The 22,153-nt window shown below is 58.7% G+C and carries 12 protein-coding genes and 4 pseudogenes; 8 read left to right on the top strand and 8 right to left on the bottom strand.

Annotated elements, in window-relative coordinates; translation table 11 throughout:
* The first annotated feature begins 3,169 nt into the window (after window positions 1–3,169).
* The 4 genes and pseudogenes from IVB26_RS08050 to nolL all read left to right on the top strand — a co-directional run bounded on the left by IVB26_RS08050 (window position 3,170) and on the right by nolL (window position 8,980).
* Window positions 3,170–3,853 carry a response regulator transcription factor gene (locus tag IVB26_RS08050; RefSeq protein WP_247388731.1) on the top strand — a complete coding sequence of 228 codons (684 nt, stop codon included), beginning with the start codon at window positions 3,170–3,172 and terminating at the stop codon, window positions 3,851–3,853.
* A 91-nt stretch (window positions 3,854–3,944) separates the two neighbouring features.
* Window positions 3,945–4,334: a response regulator transcription factor gene (locus IVB26_RS08045; protein WP_247971198.1), complete on the top strand. Its 390-nt coding sequence runs from the start codon at window positions 3,945–3,947 to the stop codon at window positions 4,332–4,334.
* A 1,194-nt stretch (window positions 4,335–5,528) separates the two neighbouring features.
* Window positions 5,529–6,791, top strand: a pseudogene (ectB, locus tag IVB26_RS08040) (diaminobutyrate--2-oxoglutarate transaminase).
* A 1,067-nt stretch (window positions 6,792–7,858) separates the two neighbouring features.
* Window positions 7,859–8,980 (top strand): nodulation factor fucose acetyltransferase NolL, encoded by a 1,122-nt coding sequence (nolL, locus tag IVB26_RS08035; protein WP_247971197.1) that lies wholly within the window; start codon window positions 7,859–7,861, stop codon window positions 8,978–8,980.
* Between the two features lie 464 nt (window positions 8,981–9,444).
* Here the strand turns inward: nolL and IVB26_RS08030 are convergent.
* Window positions 9,445–10,055 (bottom strand): annotated as a pseudogene (locus IVB26_RS08030) (3-methyl-2-oxobutanoate hydroxymethyltransferase); the annotation flags it as partial.
* Between the two features lie 377 nt (window positions 10,056–10,432).
* Window positions 10,433–11,630: pseudogene (locus IVB26_RS08025) on the bottom strand (IS256 family transposase).
* A 568-nt stretch (window positions 11,631–12,198) separates the two neighbouring features.
* On the opposite strand from IVB26_RS08025, the gene tnpA reads away from it, so the two are divergent.
* The 3 genes from tnpA to tnpC are packed head-to-tail and all read left to right on the top strand — an operon-like array spanning window position 12,199 to window position 14,668.
* The gene (gene tnpA / locus IVB26_RS08020; protein WP_188106852.1) at window positions 12,199–12,543 is read left to right on the top strand and encodes an IS66-like element accessory protein TnpA; all 345 of its coding nucleotides are present in this window, start codon (window positions 12,199–12,201) and stop codon (window positions 12,541–12,543) included.
* A complete protein-coding gene (gene tnpB, locus IVB26_RS08015) occupies window positions 12,540–12,887 on the top strand; it encodes an IS66 family insertion sequence element accessory protein TnpB (RefSeq protein ID WP_247971196.1) in 348 nt (115 codons plus the stop codon). Before tnpA ends, tnpB begins: the two co-directional genes overlap by 4 nt.
* A gap of 44 nt (window positions 12,888–12,931) precedes the next feature.
* Window positions 12,932–14,668 (top strand): IS66 family transposase, encoded by a 1,737-nt coding sequence (gene tnpC, locus IVB26_RS08010; protein WP_247971195.1) that lies wholly within the window; start codon window positions 12,932–12,934, stop codon window positions 14,666–14,668.
* Between the two features lie 310 nt (window positions 14,669–14,978).
* Here tnpC and IVB26_RS08005 read toward each other — a convergent pair whose 3' ends face one another.
* The 6 genes from IVB26_RS08005 to IVB26_RS07980 form a co-directional block, all read right to left on the bottom strand.
* Window positions 14,979–16,244: an adenosylmethionine--8-amino-7-oxononanoate transaminase gene (locus IVB26_RS08005; RefSeq protein WP_247971194.1), complete on the bottom strand. Its 1,266-nt coding sequence runs from the start codon at window positions 16,242–16,244 to the stop codon at window positions 14,979–14,981.
* Window positions 16,241–16,873, bottom strand: coding sequence for a dethiobiotin synthase (bioD, locus tag IVB26_RS08000; RefSeq protein ID WP_247971193.1), 633 nt, complete (start codon window positions 16,871–16,873; stop codon window positions 16,241–16,243). The genes IVB26_RS08005 and bioD overlap by 4 nt, the downstream gene beginning before the upstream one ends.
* Entirely contained in the window at window positions 16,870–18,024 is a 1,155-nt protein-coding gene (locus tag IVB26_RS07995; RefSeq protein ID WP_247971192.1) for an 8-amino-7-oxononanoate synthase, read from the bottom strand. The genes bioD and IVB26_RS07995 overlap by 4 nt, the downstream gene beginning before the upstream one ends.
* Before the next feature lie 86 nt (window positions 18,025–18,110).
* Window positions 18,111–18,464 carry an aspartate 1-decarboxylase gene (gene panD, locus IVB26_RS07990; RefSeq protein WP_247385745.1) on the bottom strand — a complete coding sequence of 118 codons (354 nt, stop codon included), beginning with the start codon at window positions 18,462–18,464 and terminating at the stop codon, window positions 18,111–18,113.
* 50 nt (window positions 18,465–18,514) lie between these two features.
* Complete coding sequence (gene bioB, locus IVB26_RS07985) at window positions 18,515–19,498, bottom strand: biotin synthase BioB (RefSeq protein ID WP_247971191.1); 984 nt, start codon at window positions 19,496–19,498, stop codon at window positions 18,515–18,517.
* A gap of 566 nt (window positions 19,499–20,064) precedes the next feature.
* Window positions 20,065–20,484: a DUF7694 domain-containing protein gene (locus IVB26_RS07980; protein ID WP_247971190.1), complete on the bottom strand. Its 420-nt coding sequence runs from the start codon at window positions 20,482–20,484 to the stop codon at window positions 20,065–20,067.
* A gap of 1,310 nt (window positions 20,485–21,794) precedes the next feature.
* Between IVB26_RS07980 and IVB26_RS43470 the strand changes: the two are divergent.
* Window positions 21,795–21,905 (top strand): annotated as a pseudogene (locus tag IVB26_RS43470) (reverse transcriptase domain-containing protein); the annotation flags it as partial.
* Between the last annotated feature and the right edge of the window lie 248 nt (window positions 21,906–22,153).

The following is a 22,153-nucleotide window of genomic DNA, read 5'->3' as shown; positions in this document are numbered from 1 at the left end:
GCCAAAGAGTGGACCGCGGCACGCCGAGATGCGACTTACACACCCAATACGTGACCCGATCGTGTCGATCCAGCCCAATCCTGCGCGCCGGCCGGGCCTGCACAGCATCGGCAGCGGGCGCTGCCGACTAGCGCAGTGTATGGGCGAAGGATCGTATTCGATAGAGCGGCTCGTGGCCCGTTACCCGACCACGGCCCACTGCCCGACGTGCAGCAGCGCCCAGATCGCTGCTACCGCTCAAGCAGACAATGACATGTGAAAGCTGATCGGTTTGCCCATGATCGGCACAACGCGCGAGGCCATTGGACGCCGGCTTCTGAGCGCTGCATCGGCCTGAGCGTCCGGGCCGCGATGCGCCAACGCCATCCCATGAGCCAATTGCGAGATCTCCTGGCGCGAACTGAAGCCCCGAGCGCCACAACTTGCTTCGCACAACGTCGTCCGAGTATGTCTTGAGCAAGCGACCATACTATCGACGCGCTCAGTCTTCAGCACCAAACTAACATGGCATTGGGCCGAGAAAAGTGTCTAGTTTCGAAGCCGTCCCGGCGCGCGCTGTCAGGGCCTTAGCGTGCGCCCGGTCCGTCCTGGCGTTATCTGTGAAATGTTGATCATGCTGTCCCCATGAAGCAAGCAGCGCGGCGACACTGAGGTCGCGGTACCGAGCTAAGGAAGCACAGAGCTTGTGTATCCGACGCGATATTTGAAGGAGCCCGCCGTACACAATATTGCACTTGAGGAAGGCCGCCCCTTCGACAACGCCTCTCAGACGCTAGTCACGAGGCTGATTCACGATCGCAGCAGAGACCTAACTCCAACGAGACGCATCCAATATGCGGCGGCGCGTTTGGACATTGACTGATCAATAAACCACAACGCCTGATCGAGCGACTTGAGCCAAAGAACTGAAGCAGCTTCCTGGTTAGCATGAGCCCCTCGAAATCGGATGTACTAGGACTGGGAGCGCTCGGTCCATTGCAGCAAATCGAACAGCTGGCTTTCCGCCGCTTCGATGGCTACCCCGCGGACATAAGCGCGGCCGATATTGCTTTTTCGAGCTGAAACCGCACTGGCGCGGTATCAGCTCAGTCTATTCCCCTCGAGGCCCGCACGAAGCTGTCGATCTCCGAGCAGTCCCTAGATCTGAGGTCGATGCCGGCCGAGGAATACCGGACGGCAGGGCACTTACGCTGACCGGAATGTCGCTTCCCTGGTTGACTATTGTGCGAACCGCTCTGAATGCGATCAGACGATCAGGTGAGCTCGGCGATCGCCTTGCTGATATCTGGCATGTCGAACGACCCTTTCTCACAGAAGCCGGTCCCGAGAATTCGCCCACGCTTAACAGCACTGCCGCCAAAGAAGTTTGCTCCACAATCGACCATGAAGTTGTGCCTCTAAGGCCCGAGGAAAAGCAAGATGCTCGGTCGAGTCCCTGAACATAAACGCCGCAAGGGCGCTCAGGCTAGAAATCCGGCCGACAAGCGCGGTGCCGTTTTCGAGATCGACGTTCACTCCTGGCTCCATTGTTGGAAGGCGCCATGCAGTGATCGACTCTGAACCACAGCATCAAGGGCAGATCTGCGAGCCACTGTGAGCGAAACCGCGCTCATAACTATTCTCTTCATTGTTGCTCCCATTGATGGAGCAACTGACCCGCGACAAAGGCACCCCTGATGCTCACCGAGCGCCGTATAGGCCCTCGCTGATCGGAATGCCGCTCGCTGCGGTTCGCAGGAGGGCGAGTGCCGGCCATGCGAAGCCGATAGATCCGAGAGAGTTATCGCTGCTTGAACCGCTGTTCAAGCAAGGCGTAAGCTACCCAAAACCGGTGAAGAGAATTGCAATTAATATGAAGAACAGCGGAACGCCTTCTTTGCCAATTCGATAGATCTACACCGGCATCGTACAACCTGACGCTACCAACGATTCAAGCCCTTCCTGGCCGGTGCGGAAGTAGCAGGGAGTCACTACCTACTCTGCCTTGCTGAGCGAGCCTCAGTTTTGCCGCGCTGGTTTCTTCATTGGAGGCAGCGTCACCACGGATGTACTGGCGATGTGGGGCGAACCCGACGCACTTTCTGCTTAACGGAATGCGTCGGGCCATCTGTAACGCCCCCCTGGACCGTAGGCCCTTAGCGGATCAATGAGCTACTGGCAGGTCTGACAACAGCTTCAGGTTGATCGCTCAGGGCGCGTTTTGTCGTTCCTATGTAGGTCAAAGAGCGAACCTTCAAGGTGCCGGCACGGACCTATGATTTCCGCCAATTCTGGTAGGAGAATGATTCTTTCGCTGGATCAGCGGTTGTTTGGCTGATGGAGAGCAAATGCAACTGCCTTTTGGCGAACTGGTCCGCACCTGGACACCGAATGGAGTGTGTCCCGCCTCTCCATTCAGATTACGCCGCCTTGGGGTGCGAGCCTCGTGAAGGAAGCAACGACACGAACGCACGTGAGCGCCCCTGCAGCAGCTCGAGTTCGAGCATCTTTCCTACAAACATGACGGAAAGGACTTGAATCGCACCTTGCGTCAGGTTGTACGAAGTCGGTGCAAGGTGCTTTCCCCACCCTCGCAAAGAGCAACTCAAAGGCGCTCTGAGGACGGAAAAGAAGAGTTCATGTGCTGATGTCGCTGCTACTCGTTCTGATATCTATTTTCCTTAGTACGGGTGCGATAGTCTACGCCGCTTGCCGATCTCAACGCCGGCGGGATGGGCGCATGCACAGGCACAATCGCGCCAATTCGCTCAGTTCGCGGCCCCGCGTTCAACTACCAAGGCGCCGGGCATTCTGATCCTTCAGCCGCATAATGGGTCGTCCGCTGCAGGCTCATTCGCGAAGGCCAGCCGACACGCGCCGCAATGCTAAAGCGAGCGCCTCAAGTTCTGGATTCGGTGCCTCTCGATCGGCTGCTGATCGTTTGATCGATGCCGCGGGGCCGATCCGACGCGACGGCGGACGAGACCCGAAAGGCAGTTCTCGACCGGTCGGGCGGTTTTTGCTAGACTTTCCTGTAATGCGTCACGCTGGCGCGAATGGCTGACCCGTCACATACCTGGAAAATCTCAAACTTTGCACTGCGCGAAAGTCCTCGAAAGGCTACGCGATCAATCAAAGGTCGTAGTGAGGCGGCGATTCTACTGTAAATCGTACAAGTGAGGCTCTTATCGTGACCAAGCGCTCTGAACCGCGGAAGGAAGCCGCAAATGTCGTAGGGCCGGAGGTGAGGCCGAGCGTCTTCCTCGTCGACGATGACCTCTCAATGCGCGAATCGCTGGTCAACCTATTTCGCTCGATCGGTCTGGATGTCGTTGCTTACGGATCGGCCCGGGAAATGCTCCAGAGCGAGCTCCCTGATGTTCCTAGCTGCCTTGTGCTTGACATCAGGCTGCCGGGATTGAGCGGCCTTGAGCTCCAGAGTGAGTTAGCCAAACTGAAGATTCACATTCCTATTATTTTCATCACCGCTCATGGCGATATTCCGATGACTGTCAAAGCCATGAAGAGTGGAGCAATCGATTTTCTCAGCAAGCCGTTTCGCGATCAGGAACTACTCGATGGAGTAGTCGCAGCTATCGAACAGGATCGGAAGAGACGAGGTGTAGACAAGGTGGTCAGGAGGCTGCAGTCCTTGTTTGAGGCCCTAAGTCCACGAGAGCAGGATGTATTGAAACTAGTCGCCGCCGGCCTATTGAACAAACAGGTAGCCGCGGAACTCGGGCTCGCCGAGATTACAGTCAAAATCTATCGCGGTCACGTGATGAAGAAGATGGGAGCTCGATCGCTGGCCGATTTGATCAGGATGGCTGAGAGGCTGGGAATTGGGACCGACCGTTTCAGGGTACAAACCTAGGTATGATTTTACAATTTCGTCGTACACGCGCATCCTTCTGCTGGCCGTCATGCGTCGGCCAGCGCCTTCGCCCAACTAAGAACGGGTCGTCTTGTCTAGGTATTCAACTGTTTCCGTTGTCGACGACGATCCTTCGATTCGTGCCGCACTGAACAACCTTCTGAAATCGCAGGGCCACATCGTTCGTACGTTTGCATCGGCTGAGGAATTCTTGCGGTCGTCTCAATTGAAGGATACGTCCTGTGTCATTGCAGACGTGCAGATGCCCATGATGAGCGGCTTTGAACTTTTGGAACAGATGCGGGCCCAGGGCCACGCTGCGCCATTCATCCTGATGACTGCCTTCGCAGATGATCGCACGCGAGCCCGCGCGTTGAGCGCCGGCGTAACCGGCTTTTTTGCCAAACCCTTTGCCGGTCTGGAGTTGATCGCCTGCGTCGATGAAGCGCTTCGCGAGCACCGTGGTGGAAAGAACGCGTGAAAGATGGGGAAGCAGTCTGGACCAAGCCGCACCCGCGCGGCGCTTACGATGTCGATCAATCCGCGATTGCCCGTGCTTACCGCGTGCCAGTGGCGAGCCTCGCCTTTGGATCTTGCCGCATTCCTGTCGCTATTGTTGCACTTTCGGCATCTGGTTGAAGCACTTGCAACGTCGCGCTCCTGACAAGGCGCCTCTGGTATGATCGCGCAATCAGACGAGGCGAGGCCCTCCTCGCTTTAACGAAGGAGCGCCCTACGTTCAGTGCCACGATCCCTGCTGAGCTTAGCGCGAAAGTGCCACGGCAGCGGCTTGTCGGCAGGACCTCGTTAGAGCAAAGAATTCACCTGAAACTTGTGCGACCGCTCCAGATAGGTCGGGCACCGAAGTTTGTGGGAGAAAAGACGCGGCGATCGCGGCCAAAATCACGCAGTCGGTCGAGACGATCGCTGGCTGCGGAATTCACAAAAGCCACAAAGACCGCATTATGGCGATGTTGGGCTTTCGAAGGATCGAGTGGTGTACGCCAAACTCGCCAACTTGCGTTCGCTCCCAGCAACCCTTCGGCTGGCCGAAGCACCCGAAACCTACGCATCCGTTGCAGGGCAACACAGATGCCACTGGTCGAAGCGATCTCAAGCCACGCCTTTGCTGCCGAACGCATCCACGCCGACCACTCTCCCGCGCCGGTCCCGGCCAAACGCGGCTCTGGACGCCCGAATAGCCCGCGCGCCGGGCCAGATCCGCGGCGGCCGTGTCTCTTTCTACTCGCCGTGAGCGTGAGCATCCAAGTCCAGCTGGCTCCGCCCGCCGGGAGCGCATCGGCCCCTCTGGTCGCGATGAACTTTTTAGGCCCACATACTTCCCCGTTTCCAAGCTAACCGCGCAGTATGCGCAAATTCTTCGATCGCGCGCGGCTAAGCAAACCTGCCCGCGAAAGACGACTTAGCCGGGGGGCCGTCGCTGGATGGGGATGACACTACTAGACATAGTAGCTTTGTTCCGCCTGGTTCTCAGGTAAGCCGTTGGAACTGATTTTCAGGCGCGCTACGCATAGCCCAAAGGACGCCGAGAGGCGCCGGAACCGCGCGCTCATGATCTGCCAATCCTGTACGATATTGGCCGCGCGCTTGTTCGTCGGGCAGATTTTCTTGTCGAGGAGACGACCACATGGTTGGAGGACACGGGGCGCGCAGAATGAAGACAGTCGAAATGCTAGAGTCCAACGTGCGCTCGTACTCACGTTCCTTTCCTGCTGTGTTCAGCAGGGCGCGCGGCTCGATTATGTTCGCAGAGGGTGGCCGAAAGGTCATTGACTTTCTGTCCGGCGCTGGAGCGCTAAACTATGGCCACAACAATCAGGAGATCAAAGCGGCAATCAGCGAGTATCTGGAGTCGGATGGGGTCGTTCACGGCTTGGACATGGCCACTCCAGCAAAGGTCGAATTCATGGAGACCTTTAGCTCTGTCATCCTTCGTGAACGGAATCTTTCCTACCGCTTTCAATTTACGGGGCCTACGGGAGCTAACGCTATTGAAGCAGCTCTAAAGCTCTCGCGTAAGATCACAGGACGTCACAACGTCATTTCTTTCACGAATGGATATCACGGCCAAAGCTTGGGAGCCATAGCCGCGAGCGGTAACCGCTTTTACCGCTAAGGCAGCAGCATTCCCTTATCCGGCACAACGTTCATGCCCTATGATGGGTATCTTGGCTCCGCTCACAGTGCGGCGGATTACGTGCGAAAGGTATTAATGGACGAGAGCAGTGGCACTGATCTTCCAGCCGCCATTCTCGTCGAAACCGTGCAAGGAGAGGGAGGCATTAACGTCGCCGGTGAGGAATGGTTGCAGTCAATTCAGGCTTTGGCAAAAGAGGTCGGAGCTATTTTCATAGTTGACGATATCCAAATGGGCTGTGGCCGTACAGGCGAGTTCTTCAGTTTCGAGTTCGCCGCGTTGTCGCCAGACATTGTTGTAATGTCGAAATCGCTGAGTGGGTACGGTTTGCCACTATCGATGCTCCTGATCAAAGAAGCGATTGACGCATGGGAACCAGGCGAGCACACGGGGACGTTTCGAGGAAACAACCTTGCACTCGTTGCTGGCAAAGCGGCTTTGAATCTGTATTGGCGCAACCAGACGTTCTCGCAACAGGTCCGACGCTTGGGCGCATTTATGCGGCGTCGACTCGATGCTATCGCGCACCAGCACGGAAACAAGTTTGCTGTTCGTGGACGGGGCATGGTATGCGGATTCGATTGCAAAACGACCGAAATCGCACAGGCGACGTCACATAGAGCGTTTGAAAAGGGATTGATTATCGAGCGATGCGGACCGACCGATCAGGTTGTAAAATTCTTGCCTGCACTTACGATCGACCAAGAAACGTTGGGACAAGGCCTAGACATATTCGAGGGGTCATTGACCGAAACGTTGAATTCAGCCCGAGCAAGCTAAACTTGTAGGCACACAAGAGAAACTGTTGCTAGCCACCGCATCGCCGCACAAGTCACTAGCGTGAGTCCTCGCTTGCCGTTTTGAGGCCATGATCATGAAGGTGACGCCTGAAGGCCAAGGCTATCTGTGATCCGCCGAGTCGGCTGATGCGCGGAGAACGCCTGCTGCCCTCCTCGTCCACAGCACGTGATTGCGAGCAGCACCTTTGACCATAGAACCTCGCATTCGCAAGCGACTCTGGTCGAGCTTGCTTATCTAAGCCTTCAGTCTGAGGTCTGCCGAAGGTGAGCTCGCAGCGGAATGGAGTCAAATGGTGTGGTATGGCTTCTTGGTCGCCACGTGCCCAGCCGCACGGGTGCGGACTTTGTTAGGACCGTAGATTGTGCAGCAGCGATCCAGCCTGCGCCGTTTACAGCATAGGTGCAGCAACAATCACTCCGGCGGCCGGCTTTGCGACGAAAGCCGTCAAGGAACGAGCGGTGGGGATGTCCCGGGTTCTGTTGAATTTCTGAAGAGGTCGGCGTTGCCATTTTGAGCCCGTAGGCTCGGGGTGCTGATTCCAAAGGAGAAATGCCATGACGAGAGATATCACACCGGCTGGTTGGCCGGCGACCGGCGCTGTGGACGAAGCATTTGCGGAAGTGCGGGCGAGTGCCCGAGTTCAGCTATCAGAGGCCCCTATTTGGCGTGAGCGCCTCGACGGCAAGCGAAGGTGACGGACCAAATGTCAACTATGCTGGGCCAACCGAAGAAGCCCGACGCATCTGCCGGGTCTGAGATGCGTCGGGCTGAGTGGGAGACTGAGCGCGACAGTCTTCCACCTAGAACCGCGTCTGCAAGTAGTATGCCGTGCCCCGTACTGCTACACCAATATCTCAAATTGGATATCTGCTCTGCCGCAAAGTTCCGCGAGGCATTCAGAGACGCTCGGCCAGCTCCATCTTCAAGGCCTAACAAGCTGAACTTATTCCCCTTCCAAAAACTTCCGCCATCACCTTTCGTTTGGATCAAAAATGAGGCAGAAGAAGCGGACAACGGCCATCGGCTCATCAACAACAGATATCTAGATGTTTGATATATTGCTACGCGTGACTGGAACGATCGCCCCGAGCTCGCGCACGACAGAGACAAACGATCGAGATCTAAGCTTAGATTTCGCGAAAGGTGCGCTCATTGTTTTGGTGATCGTTGGGCACCTGATTCAGTATGTCGTCTACCGAGACGACGGGTTTTGGTATTCGCCGTACTACAAATCGATCTATATGTTTCACATGCCACTCTTTATGGCGATAAGCGGATATCTTTCTTCTCGATCGCTGCTGCAAAAGTCGTTCACTCGAGCCGCCAGCGACCGTGCGAAGCAGCTCTTGCTGCCGATGCTGTTTTGGTGGACGTTCATGGAGACAGCTAAGCTGGCGGCATTGTGGCGCGCGCCCAGCCTAACGAGCGGACTTTTGGAATTTGTAGACGATTTCGCTGGCACATACTGGTTCATCTGGGCCACGTTTGTTTCCTACCTTCTCCTCAAGATTTCTACCAGGCTAAACCACCAATCGTGGGTCATATCTGGCTTAGCCATAATGGTCGCACTCGCGCCTCTGACATTCTCCATATCACCCCTGATCCGATTCACTTACCCGTTCTTCTGCTTCGGCTTCTTGCTTGCTCAATCGGGAGAACGATGGACGCGCACATCGCGACATCACAAGCCGCTCCTGATTTTATTTCTCTCGATAGTGACTTGCGTATGCTTTCTAGCTTGGGGCAAGGATACCTATGTCTACAATAATCTTGGGGTAATTCACGATTTTGGGTCGGCTAAAAACGTGCTTCTGATGTTTGTTGGCTCTGCAGCTGCCTCAGCAATCGCTATCGAACTCCTGCTGCAATGCTGGAGCGTTGGCCATTCAAATCGAATGGCCCGCTTTATCGCTGTGGAGTTGGGCCAGACCACGCTGCTGCTCTACCTGGTCCAGGGTACCGTGTTCCGTCTCATGGATTTCGTACAGTTCGGAGAACTTTGGGATCTCACGACCCGGTTGATCATCGCGGGTATGCTCGGGGCCGCGATTATTGCGATCGCGCTAACGGTGCGCTCGATTGTCCGCGGCGTTCCATATCTGTCGCAGCTCGTCCTTGGAATGCCGCCACGCCCAGGTCTTCCGCAAGCCAAACCTGCAATGAACTAGCTGTATGCATTTGATTGTTTGAGTACGGCAGGGTATGGCGATAGCATCGACTTGTGACGCCGCGGGAATAGCGTTCGAACCCAGATCCGGCGGCGACGGCGTCCGCCGGTCGAGCCGGTGATCGGCATAAGAGCAACCCCATCGAAGCGTGTATTGCTCAGGGTTTGTATGCCACCGGCGAACTCAGCCCATTGCGTCCGTCCAAATAAGATCGACTGTCGTGAGATTAGCTTCGCTGCACCAGTCGTCTAGCCGCCGGGTTTCGACCCGGATCTGGCGATCGAACCTAATCCAATCACACTCGGCGAGATGTTTCTTCGCGTGCCGTACTGAACCCGAGACGGCTCAGTCGTTCGACACTCCGTCTCGGCCCGCAGCTGCCCGAAGTAAAAGGCCCTCGGCAACGAACAAGCGGTTCTTGTTCGATGAAGTGGCGAGGCGATTGCTCATCGCGAGCCTGTTGTGCTCAGAGATTCAGTCGCTCGCGCAGCGAGCTCGGCCGGGATGCCTTCGAGGACAAGAGCAAAGCATCCGGCCTGCTGTAGCTGGTGCGCATCGTCAAGCAGACGTAGGGCATCGTCCGCGTTCCGACCTTGTACCTTGAAGCCACCCATCGCGTTGACTCTTTGTGGCGTGAGACAAAGATGACCCATCACGGGAATTTCGCAATTCACCAAGGCTCGGATCATCTCGACACGCTTACCCCCTCGCTCAAGCTTGACGGCGTCTGCGCCACGCTGCAGGACGCCTCCAGCGTTGGGTATCGTGTCGTGGGGACTGAGATGAAAGCTGAGAAACGGCATGTCAGCTACAAGCAGGGCACGAGGCCTTGTTCGCGCGACCACCTCCAGGTGGTGATTCATCATCGCCATGCTGACCGGTAAAGTGGTCATGAAACCCACGGCATACGTTGCCGACGCTATCGCCGACAAGAATGACGTCGACGACAGGATCGGCGATACGTGCGTCACCGCATCATAGCCTGGTCATCACGATGGCGCGCCTTTCCTCCTTGCATCGTTGCAGAACTGGACTCGTTGACGCGTTCAACCAACAGCTGCGAAATGTGGCTCATGTCGATCTGATCCGGCCCCGCATGTCTCTGGAAATGGCCTTCCCCTTGAAGAGCGAAAGGTATCTGTCAATGGGGAGGCCGAAAAGGCGCGTCACTGAGAAGTCGGAAGCACGCCAATGATTGGGCGGTCAGCAAATAAGATCTTTCAAGATGTCCTCTGCGCGGTGTTCCAGGGACTGACCATCCGAACATTCTGAGCGTCAAAAACGGCGGCCTGGAGACGAGGCACGCGAGCGGCGATAGTGGATGTGCTTATGAGGCTGCGATCTACGTGTCAAAGCCGCTGTCGGCCCCTTAAGGCGGCATGTCCGATCGTGTCCCGTGGCGTGGTGTAGCTGGCGGCGGGTCACCGCGTTCGCCGGCAGGGGCCGGGTTGATCAGCTGGCGATTGCCGGAAGGCTGACGGTGGGATCATCGCTCAATGGTGCGATGGTTTCCAGCGTCATGTAGCGGGCACGCTGGACGGCCCACTCATCGTTTTGCTCGAGCAGGATCGCACCGATGAGGCGGACGATGGCATCTTCGTTGGGGAAGATGCCGACCACCTCGGTCCGCCGCTTGATCTCGCCGTTGAGGCGCTCGATCGGATTGGTGGAGTGCAGTTTGGTCCGATGCTGTGGCGGGAAGGTCATGTAGGCGAGGACATCGGTCTCGGCCTCGTCGAGGAAGCCGGCAAGCTTGGGCAGCTTGGGACGGAGCTGATCGGAGACCTTGCGCCACTGCGTTCGCGCGGCCTCGGCATCATCCTGGGCAAACGCGGTGGCGATGAAGGCGGAGACGACGCGCCGTCCGCTCTTACCGGCATGCGCCGTGCGTTGCGCATGAAGTGGACGCGGCAGCGCTGCCAGCTGGCGTTGAGCACCTTGGCCACGGTGGCCTTGATGCCCTCATGGACGTCGGAGACGACCAGCTTGACGCCGCGCAGGCCACGGCGGGCGAGCTTGCGCAGGAACGCGGTCCAGAACGTCTCGGCCTCGGAGGGCCCGATGTCCATCCCAAGCACTTCGCGCCGGCCGTCACTGTTGACGCCGACCGCGACGATCACCGCGACAGATATGATACGGCCGTTCTGGCGCACCTTCACGTAGGTGGCGTCGATCCACAGATATGGCCAGTCGCCCTCGATCGGACGGGCGAGGAAGGCCTTCACCTTGTCGTCGATCTCGCCGCACAGCCGGCTGACTTGGCTCCTGGAGATGCCGGTCATGCCCATCGCCTGCACCAGATCGTCCACCGAGCGGGTCGAAACGCCTTGCACATAGGCCTCCTGCACCACGGCGGTGAGCGCCTTCTCGGCCATGCGGCGCGGCTCCAGGAAGCCTGGGCAATAAGAGCCTTTGCGCAGCTTGGGAATGCGCAGTTCGACCGCGCCGGCGCGGGTCTCCCAGATCCGCTCCCGGTAGCCGTTGCGCTGGGCCAGTCGCTCGGGGTTCTTCTCGCCGTAGGCCGCCCGGTCTGGCCTTCGATTTCTAACTCCATCAGGCGCTGGGCGGCAAAGCCGATCATCTCGCGCAACAGATCGGCATCAGGGGTCTTCTCCACGAGCGTGCGCAGGTTCATCATGTCGTCGGTCATCGGTGGTTCCTCGGTTGCGTTGGCGTGTCGCAACCCGATCCTACCGGAGAACCGCCGGTGACCACCGCAAAGCCGCCCGCCCGCTACGGCACTATTGGGGGCGCGCGTCCGGGCGGCTTTGCTCTACCGAGCTACACCACCACCGGGGACACGACCCATGTCTGTCCATTACCTCTCGCTGCTGACAAGGATGGGCTTATGGCGCTTAAAGCCGCGGCTTCTGCGGACTGCAGGCTCCGCAAACGACCGCGACCCAGGCGAGGGAAATAGGAAAGATGCACCAGCGCTCGCACGGCTGCCGCAAACTCCGGAATGCGGATGACGTGTCCAGCATCTCCGCGTCCGTAGAGGCTTGATAAGACCTGCCGTCCAGGCAATCTCATCTAATCGAAATAACGGCGGAACTTCCGCAACAGGCCGTCACCAATGGACGCATAACTTCATGATTTTGTAACAACTTCGCGCAGGCATCCACACAGATGTACGCCCACGATGAAGGCCGCCTTGTTCTGAGAGGCGGATTGAGCACTCATAAGCACGTGTTTAAGAGCGAGCTTAAGAGCGATTGATGGGTCAGATTTCGGTGCTGACGGGTCCGGAACGCCGGCGGCGTTGGAGCGAGGATGAGCGGTGCCGGATCGTTGCGGAGGCCTTTGCGCCGGGATCGTGTGTGGCGCAGGTTGCGCGGGATCACGATATTTCAACGGGGCTGATTTACACCTGGCGGCGTCGGCTTCGCCAGGACCTTGCTGACCAGGGCTTTGTGGAAGCGGCGATGGAAGCGGAGCCGATCAAGGAAGCGGCACCGTCCGGTGAAGTGATCGTGGTGGAATTGACGGGGAGCGGACGGATCAGGATTTGCGGGTCGGCGCCGCCCTTGCTGGTGTCGGCGGTGTTGAAGGCGCTGCGATGATTCCGATCCCCTCTGGCGTGCGGGTATGGCTGGCGACGGGCCATACCGATATGCGGCGCGGCTTTCCGAGCCTGGCTTTGCAGGTGCAGGAGGTCTTGAAGCATGACCCACTGGGGGGTCATTTGTTTTGCTTCAGGGGGCGCCGTTCAGATCTGATAAAAATCATCTGGCACGATTCTCAGGGAGCGTGCCTGTTTACAAAAAGACTCGAAAGAGGAAGATTCATCTGGCCTTCGGCTGCCGGTGAAGCCGTGACGATCTCTCCGGCGCAGCTTTCTTACCTGCTATCTGGGATCGACTGGCGGAATCCTCAAGAAACTGTGCGTCCAACGCGAGTTGGATAGCATTCTGCGATTGAACCTACCGGGAAATCTGATTCACTGGCTTCATGAGTTTGAAGCCGGATGACCTTCCTTCGGATCTCGCCAGCGCCCAGGCGGCGCTGTTGATCGAACGTGAGGCGCTGCGGGCTGAACGCGACGCGCGGCTGAGGGTCGAGGTCGAACGCGATGCGGCCGCGGCGAAGGTCAGCCGGATACAGGCCGAAGCCATCAATTGGCAAGCCGAAGCGGCGAACGCGCGGGCGAAGCTGTCGGACAATGAGGCGCTGATCGCGCATCTCGAGCTGCGGATCGAGAAGCTCAAACGCGAACTGTACGGGCCGCGTTCCGAGCGCACGGCGCGGCTGATCCAGCAGTTGGAATTGGAACTTGAAGAACTCGTCACCACGGCGAGCGAGGATGAGCTCGCCGCGCAGGCCGCGGCGGCAAAGGCGCAGAGCGTACGCGCCTTCACGCGCAAGCGGCCGGTGCGCAAGCCATGGCCGGACGACATCGAACGCGAGCGCGTCGTCATTGAGGCTCCAACGACCTGCGCCTGCTGCGGTGGATCGCGGCTGGCGAAGATCGGTGAGGATGTGACCAAGACGCTGGAGGAGATCCCGCGCCGCTTCAAGCTGATCGAGACGGTACGCGAGAAGTTCACCTGCCGCGATTGCGAGAAGATCAGCCAGCCGCCCGCGCCGTTCCATGCCACGCCGCGCGGCTTCATCGGCCCACAATTGCTGGCGACGATCCTGTTCGACAAGTTCGGCATGCATATCCCGCTCAACCGCCAGAGCGCGCGCTTGAAGGCCGAGGGGATCGACCTGCCGTTGTCGACACTGGCCCACCAGGTCGGCCACGGGACCTTTGCCGTCATGCCGCTCTTCCACTTGATCGAACGCCATGTACTCGCTGCCGAGCGCCTGCATGGCGACGACACCACCATCCGTATCCTGGCGAAGGGCAAGTGCACGACCGGGCGGATCTGGACTTATGTGCGGGATGACCGGCCCTTTGCCGGGCCTGCGCCGCCGGCGGCGGTCTATTACGCCTCGAGCGACCGACGAGGCGAGCACCCCCAGAAGCATCTGGCCGCCTTCGCCGGTATCCTGCAAGCCGATTGCTACAACGGCTTCGAGCCGCTGTTCGACCCGCAAAAGAAAGCGATGCCGATCACACCGGCGTTTTGCCTGGCCCATGCGCGGCGGGGCTTCTTCGAGCTGGCTGACATCGAGAAAAATGCTCGGGAAGGTAAGAAGGGCAAACCGGTCTCTCCGATCGCGCTGGAGGCGGTCAGACGCCTCGATGCGTTGTTCGAGATCGAGCGCGCCATCAACGGCCGCGGCGCCGACGAGCGGCGCGCCGTGCGCCAGGAAAAGAGCAAGCCGCTTCTCGAGGACATGCACGCCTGGTTGCTGCGTGAGCGCGAAACCCTCTCGCGCTCCTCCGAGGTCCTGAAGCCTATGAACTACATGCTCAGGCGCTGGGACGACTTCGCCCGCTTCCTCGACGATGGCAGGATCTGCTTGACCAACAATTGCGCTGAGCGCGCATTGAGGGGCATCGCATTGGGAAGGCGCAACTGGACCTTCGCCGGCAGCCAGCGTGGCGCCGACCGTGCCGCCATCATGCTGACGATGATCACGACCTGTCGCCTCAACGACGTCGATCCCAAGGCCTGGCTCGCCGACGTCCTCGCCCGTATCGCCGATCTTCCCGCGTCGCGTCTGCACGAACTGCTGCCCTGGGAATGGAAGCTCCTGCGCCAAGCCGACAAGCCCGCCGCTCAGCAGGCCGCCTGACCTTCACGCAACGCCATCATAGAGCTCGCCGTGCCCGCGCGCATGCGTCAATCAGGCGGTCCTCGTCGTATGCGTACACACAGATGAACACGCAACCAATCGCGATAACGCGATCGGACTGAAACCGAACGCGCGATGACACTGTGGACCGGCCTGGCGAAGCCCGCGATCTCGCCCGGCCGGCAGCACCCACATTGCAGATGCGAGGTCACAATCGTCCATTTCGTAGGTCTATGGCAAGGCTCTCTCAAGTCGTTCGGGAAGCCGACGACAGCTCAGGATCCTTGATCTTGCGCTGCCGCGCGCGTCTTCAGGCCAGCGCATCGGCAGCGTCACAGATGCCTGCATATATTTCGTCCAGGTCACCTGCTGTTACACAATATGGCGGCATCACATAAATCGTATTACCGAGTGGACGCAGCAAGAGATTACGGTCTTTAAAGAAGGCGTGAAGCCTCGGGCCGACGCCTGCGAGATAGCCGGTATCTCTCGTCTTCAGATCGAGTGCTGTGATGGTGCCGCTACGGCGAACGTTTGCAAAGCGCGGATCGGCGCGGAATGCTTCAATTGCGTGCTCCTGCATGGTTGCGACCGCAGCGATGCGCCGGTGACATTCCTGGTCTTTCCACAGATCCAGGTTAGCCTTGGCGGCGGCACAGGCCACCGGATTTGCCGTATACGAACTCGAGTGAAAGAATGTGCGCGTACGGTCTTTTGAATAATGGGCATCGAAAATCTCCGCCCGGCAGAGTGTCACCGCGAGCGGCAGCGCCCCTCCCGTGAGACCCTTCGAATAGCACGCTATATCTGGCACAACATTGGCCTGCTCACAGGCGAAGATTGTTCCGGTGCGGCCCCAGCCCGTCATGACCTCATCGGCAATGAACAGGACGTCCGACGCCTCGCAGATCCGCTTCATCTCTCTTAGCACCCAAGCTGGGTACATCAGCATTCCGCCTGCCCCTAACACCAGAGGCTCGACAATAAAGGCTGCGGGATTTTCGTTCCGACATGCTGACTCAAGCGCATCAAGCGTCGCCCGCTCACGACCGCTCGCAGGGAACGGGATTGAGGTCACGTCGAACAGGAGAGGCCCGTACGCCACGTTGAAGACACCGCGGGCACCAACTGACATCGCACCGAACGTGTCCCCGTGATAGGAGTGCTGCATGACAACGATGCGTGTTCGCTGTTCGCCTATATTGTGCCAATAACCGAGCGCCATCTTCAAGGCGACTTCCACGCTGGCTGAGCCACTGTCCGAGTAGAACACGTGGTCCAAGCCTCGGGGTGTGAGTTTCAAAAGGAGCCGAGCGACCTCCTCGGCCGGATCATGCGTGTAGCCGGCGAAAATGATTTGGTTCAGCTTGCCGGCCTGTTCCTGAATCGCGCTCACGATCTGCGGATGGCAATGGCCGTGAGTGACGACCCACCAGGATGAGATTGCATCTATGATTCGATGATCATCCGCAGTGTAGAGATAAGCACCGTCGCCACGCACAACCTTTGTCATCTCGTTGTGAAGAGCATGCTGCGTGAATGGATGCCAAATTGGCCACCTCTTGTTTGGCTTCATGGCTTGAAATCGCCGGGAACAAACGAGCCTTTGAAGACATCCCGTAGGCTGTCTGCCGTCAAAGGAGAAATCCAGGGCAGCCGTCCTAACCAACGCACCCGCGCGATGTCACAAATTGCGCTCTCAGTTTCAGAATTTCTTTCCCCGATGAATGCGATCCCAAGAATGTCGATCTGGCGCCTTCGCAGGGCCTCTATCGAGAGCAGGGAGTGATTGATGGTCCCGAGTAGCGTGCCCGCGCAAAGCACGACGGGAAGTCGCCACCGCTGGAAGATATCGATGTAGAGTGCGCTAGAGTTCAGCGGCACCATCAGCCCGCCAGCGCCTTCGATGACGAGCGGTCGCTCCCCGGTATGCGGCAGGACGAGCGAATCGGGGTCGATGCGAATTCCGTCTATTTCGGCGGCATGATGCGGAGAAGCCGGCGTTTTAAGGCGGTAACGCTCCGGAATGATCCGATCGGCCGGAAGACCGCTCAGTCGTGCGACCTGCTGGCTATCGGTCTCTCCTTCAACACCGGCCTGAATTGGTTTCCAGTAATTCGCGCCGAGAAGATGGGCAAGGCCTGCCGAAAAGACAGTTTTGCCGATCCCTGTATCTGTGCCGGTCACCACGATCCGCCGACTCATCGAGATCCGCCCCTCGTCTCCTCAGCGAGGGCATCGAGCATCGCACGCACCTCATCCTCTCCGACGTTGAGCGTCAGTGAAATTCGTAAACGGGCCGTGCCGGCCGGCACCGTTGGCGGTCTGATTCCTCGGATGTCAAATCCGCGAGCCTGTAGCGCGGACGCTAGCCTCATGGCGCGGGCATTCTCGCCAACGATATAGGGCAGGATCTGCGAGTTCGAAGGACTTCTCTCGCCTCGCGCAACCATCTCCCGATGCGTGAACGCGACAAGCTTCGCCAGCCGCTGTTGGCGCTCCGGCTCCTCCTGCAGGATCAACAGAGCCTCCCGTACGGCTACCGCCATTAACGGCGAAGGGGCGGTCGCGAAGATAAACGGGCGACAGCGATTGATTATGAAGTCGCGCAGCACGCCAGAGGCGGTGACAAGCGCGCCGGCAGCTCCCAGCGCCTTGCCGCAGGTATGAATAACCAGGAGATTTTCGCGTCCTTCATAGGCCGCTGTGAGCCCTCGCCCCTGCTCGCCGTAAACGCCGGTGGCATGAGCTTCGTCCACAACCAAGAACGCATCGTGCCGGTCCGCGATCGCGAGCAGGTCTTCAAGCGGTGCGAAATCGCCATCCATGCTGTAGAGGCTCTCGACTACGATCCAGACCCGCCCCGCTCCGCCCGCGGCACGCCAGTCGCAAATTGCGCTTTCGATAACCTGCGGGTCGTTATGGGCGCTGATTCGAAACGCGGCTCGGCCAGCTCGTGCTCCTTCGTGAATGCTGGCATGAACCAGGGAATCAAGGACGAGCAGGTCGTCCTGTCGCGGCAACGTTGTCAGCACCGCAAAATTTGCGACATAACCACCGCCGAAGAAGAGCGCGGTCTGCGCGCCGAAGAACCGCGCCGCTGCTGCTTCGAGGCGTTCGTGCTCCTCGCAGTTGCCGCGCAGAAGCCGTGATCCGCCGGCTCCGATCGGAGTACCGGCTTCGAGCGCGGTGACGATGGCTTTTTTCATGCGCGGCGCGCTCGCCAGGGCCAGATAATCGTTTGATGAAAAGTCAATCCCGGTGCGCGGTCTGAGACTCCGCAGGCGGTCGTCGTCTTTAAGCGCATCTAAGTCTGCCGCATAGCTGGCGACTTTACCCGCAACGATGGAATTCATTCTTCACTCGCTGAGCAAGGATGGACGCCGGAAAACTCCCAACTGGCCGCCAACGACAGAGTCTTACGGCGGTTAGCTTGTTGGATTCAAACCGGAACGATGCGATTTTGTCGATCAACCAGCACAATGCGCGGCCTGAAGATTCTTGCATCCGCCTCGTCAAGTGAGGCGTATGCAACGATACTTATCTTATCTCCGGGCATCGCCAGTCGCGCGGCCGCACCATTCACGTCTACCGTGCCGGACCCTTGTGGCGCTTCTGTCACAAACGTTGCAAAGCGTGCCCCCGTCTCGAGGTTGTAGAGTTCGACGCGTTCGTTAATCAGGATACCGGCCGCGTCCAGCAGTGCGCGATCAATCGAGATCGAGCCTTCAAAGTGCAGGTCGGATTCAGTTACCGAGGCGCAATGAATTTTTCCCTTCATTAGGACAATCTGCATTTCTTACCTATGCTGATGGCTTGCGCGCAGCACGCCGTTGTTCTGATGGCTTAAGCGAGTCCAGACGTAATGCCGAGCCGGGCTAACAAACTTGCATCACGGTCAAGTTGCGGGTTTTTAGTAGTCAGCAACATATCGCCGACAAAGATGGAATTCGCACCCGCCAAGAAGCATAGGGCTTGGAGTTCATCAGTCATGTACTGGCGCCCGGCGGCTAACCGTACGACGCTCTTGGGCATCATGATCCGCGCAGTCGCCACCAGGCGCACCAGTGCAATCGGATCGGGACGCTCCGCCGTGACCTTCACCGGCACGCCATTCACCTCGTTCCACACGTTGATCGGTACACTTTCCGGATGGTTGGGAAGATTGGCGAGCAGTACCAGCATGCCGAGACGGTCGTCGACGTGCTCACCCATGCCAAGAATGCCGCCGCAGCAGACTTTGACCCCCACCTCGCGCACGCGCGTAAGAGTGTCGATCCGATCTTGCAAGGTCCGGGTAGTGATGATGCTGCGGTAGAACTCCGGCGAAGTGTCCACGTTATGATTGTAGAAGTCGAGGCCGGCGTCGGCGAGCCGTGCGGCTTGCTTTGGCGTGAGCATGCCGAGCGTTACGCACGTCTCCATGCCAACACGTTTAACGGCAGCAATCATGTCGCAGACCTGATCGAGGTCGCGGTCCTTTGGACTGCGCCACGCCGCGGCCATGCAGAAGCGACTCGCCCCGGCCGCCTTGGCGCGCTGCGCGGCGGCGACCACATCAGCGCGATCCATCAAGCGGGTCGGCTTCAGGCCAGTGTCGTAATGCACGCTCTGTGCGCAGTAGGCGCAATCTTCAGGACAGCCGCCGGTCTTGATGCTGAGCAGGCTTGCGGTTTCGACGTGGTTTGGGTCAAAATTGCCGCGATGAACTGTCTGGGCCTGAAACAGGAGCTCGGCAAATGGCTGCGCGTAAACCCCTTCCGCCTCGGCACGTTCCCAGTCGCGGCGGACCGGCGCGCCGTTGCGGCCGCTATTGCCTTCGACTTCCACAGCACCCCCAAGATTTTCGCTCGATCATACAGACGACACCGTCGTCGCGTAGCTCCTCAAAGCAACACTCTTGCCCGGTATTGAAGAGAAATATCGCCGAGTTGCGTGGGCATGGCGCTCATATCAGGCTAATCGCCGGCCCCTCATGCAGGATTTCCTCGCAGGGCCGAGGCAAGCGCAACAACGCTCCTCGACGCGCCTCAGTCAGGTAACTAGCCGATGCGTACGGTAGTTGCGCCCCGTGGGAGCCTCTCCTGATACAAATGTATTTGGCCGCGCGCCGTGTAGGATCGACGAATCTGCTCACCTGGCCGATTCCTCGATGGTGTGGTTATGCGCGTCACATTCCGCACAACGGACGAGCCGATCTGCGAGCGTTGCCTCCCGCCGCCTCCAGAAGCGCAGCGGGTTGGACTCTGGGGCGCAGACTAGCGGCCCGCGCGCCTTGGCGGGCCACCTAGGCTTGCCCGCCGCTGCGCTCGTCGCCACTGGCTGTGGTGAGCAACTCCGCTGGACTCTCGATCACGTCGTCGCCGCCCGACTTGGCATCGACGCGGCGAGATCCGCTAAGACGTCGCACTCATCTGCGCAAACAGAATTGCCGCTTCAGACGGCCCGAGCCCGACGATGCCCACGAAGGCTGCCGGAGGCATCGGAATGACCTGACGGGTCGGCCTCCAGAGATGCAGGCAGTAGCGACTATTATTCACATACTGCGAGTGAGGAGGATGCAGCTGCATCACGCATTCCTCTTCATCCCAAAACATATCTTTGGCGAAGCACATCTCCTCCCAGTTTGGAGATCGCCGTGGCGTCGACACAGAGACATGTTCCCATCCCGGACGGACGAAGCCGACGATCTTGAGTTGGCAGCCACAAGGCCCCTGCACGAAGAAGAGACCGGAAGGACCAGACCCCGGTGCAGTGGCGAATCGGCCCTCGCGGACGCGCCCCGCTTCGAGTCTTTCTACACTGTCCTTCCTCATGCGTCCTCCTTCTTTTGGCCGATAGAGTTGCATCCGGCACCACTCGTGTTGTCCGACTCGTACATCGAAGGGCTGGCACCCCGGCATGGGCAGCCCCAGCTACCGCTGATCATCTGCACCGAACCTACTTGGAGAAGAACATCAGTTCTATCCGCATCGTTGACCGGGGAGTTCTCTTGGGTTTGTCTTTCGACATCTGATCGTCTCTTCAATTCTCTTGTCATTCGCGCCTTCGTTGCGAACTCGGCCTCATGCAGACAATCTGCGCAGACATCTATGATGGCTTGTCTTGGCAAGCCGTGCCAGCAGGAGCTTCTGCTCGCCTCGTCGCCTGAACAAGTCCGCAACGTATGGCGTTGGGATAGCCGTGCTTGGTGCAAGATGCCAGAATTCGACTGAAACGCTTAATGGCGGCGGAAGCCAATTCGCGTGGCATGATCCGGCGAACCCGCTACTTTGCCACCCAAACATACGTCGCTGGCTTCAGCACATGATGCAAAGCGACGCCAATGCCTCGGCAATTCATCGAGCGAGAGGCTTCTAATTCGACGATCTGACGGTGGGCTTCATCTCATTCCTTCTCATGTCTAGCGGTTAGCCGGCTTGCCGCCTGAGACACCGTCAATGCGTCATCTATGTGGCCGGCCACCGTGACTCAGAATGGATTCATGGTCAGAGGCTCGCACGCGCGGACCGCACTCGTTCAGCAGCCTCGCTCATTGGCCTTATCGCATGACGCAGTTTCGCAGTTCAGCCCTAGCGGGCTGTGAGCTCCAACGGAGAGACACCCGCGCCGTGGTCACAACGCGTTGACGATCGGTGCAACCGTCCGCCCGGTGGCGATCAGAACTGCCCGTCAACCTCATTTCTTTGCCGCCCCTCCGCGAGGCGAGCCAGCTTATCATATTCCTCAGCGACCTTGATGAGCCTGCATCTGGATGTGTCGTCCTCGAGCGACTCCGCTTTTCTTCGGGTCGCTTCAGCACGGCTTCGCCAATGTTTGGCGTCTGAGAACAGGTTTTTTTGCTTCATGCGGAAGACGATGCAATTTTTAGATCAAGAAAATGCGACACATGCCCTACGTAAGATCCCGTAGGTTGGCTTTCGCAAAAGCACCTCATTTGCCGTTATCTGCCGACCGCTCTTTTAATGTCTGAGATGCGACAAGCCGCTCGCAGCAAGCGCGGCGAGGGGCGCGAAATGCGCGACTCTCGACATTAGGGCTTGAATCGTACGTAGCGTCAGATTGTAGGGTCTTCTTACAGCTGGCGAGTGTGCTTGGCCGTACAACAGCTTCCGGGCGACACAATTTCGAGTCGCACAGCTACGGCTTCCGGCCGGGCCGAGGTGCGCATGACGCCGTCCTCGCGGCGCAGTCATACGTGCAATCGGGCCGCCGGATCGTGGTGGACTGTCATTTGGCTCCCAGATTGCAGAACGCCCGCGTTGTCCCGGACGCCGCAGTGAGGCCGCCTCGGCGAATCATTGCAACGTGTCGCGATGAAGCTGCAGGAGGACCGGATGCTAAGATCGGAGCAGCATCGCCTCGTGGCGATTGCCCGATTTGACAGATTGCTCACGCAGAGGTCGCCGTCCGGAGATCGGGGCCTCGCAACTCAGAGTGGAATGGAAGTTGGAGGCCATACTCATCTTACGTAGCCGTGATGCG

The sequence above is a fragment of the Bradyrhizobium sp. 195 genome (genome assembly GCF_023101665.1).
Classification (GTDB): Bacteria; Pseudomonadota; Alphaproteobacteria; order Rhizobiales; family Xanthobacteraceae; genus Bradyrhizobium.
Note: the sequence above shows the minus strand (reverse complement) of the source record. Positions and strands in the feature narration are given on the sequence as shown.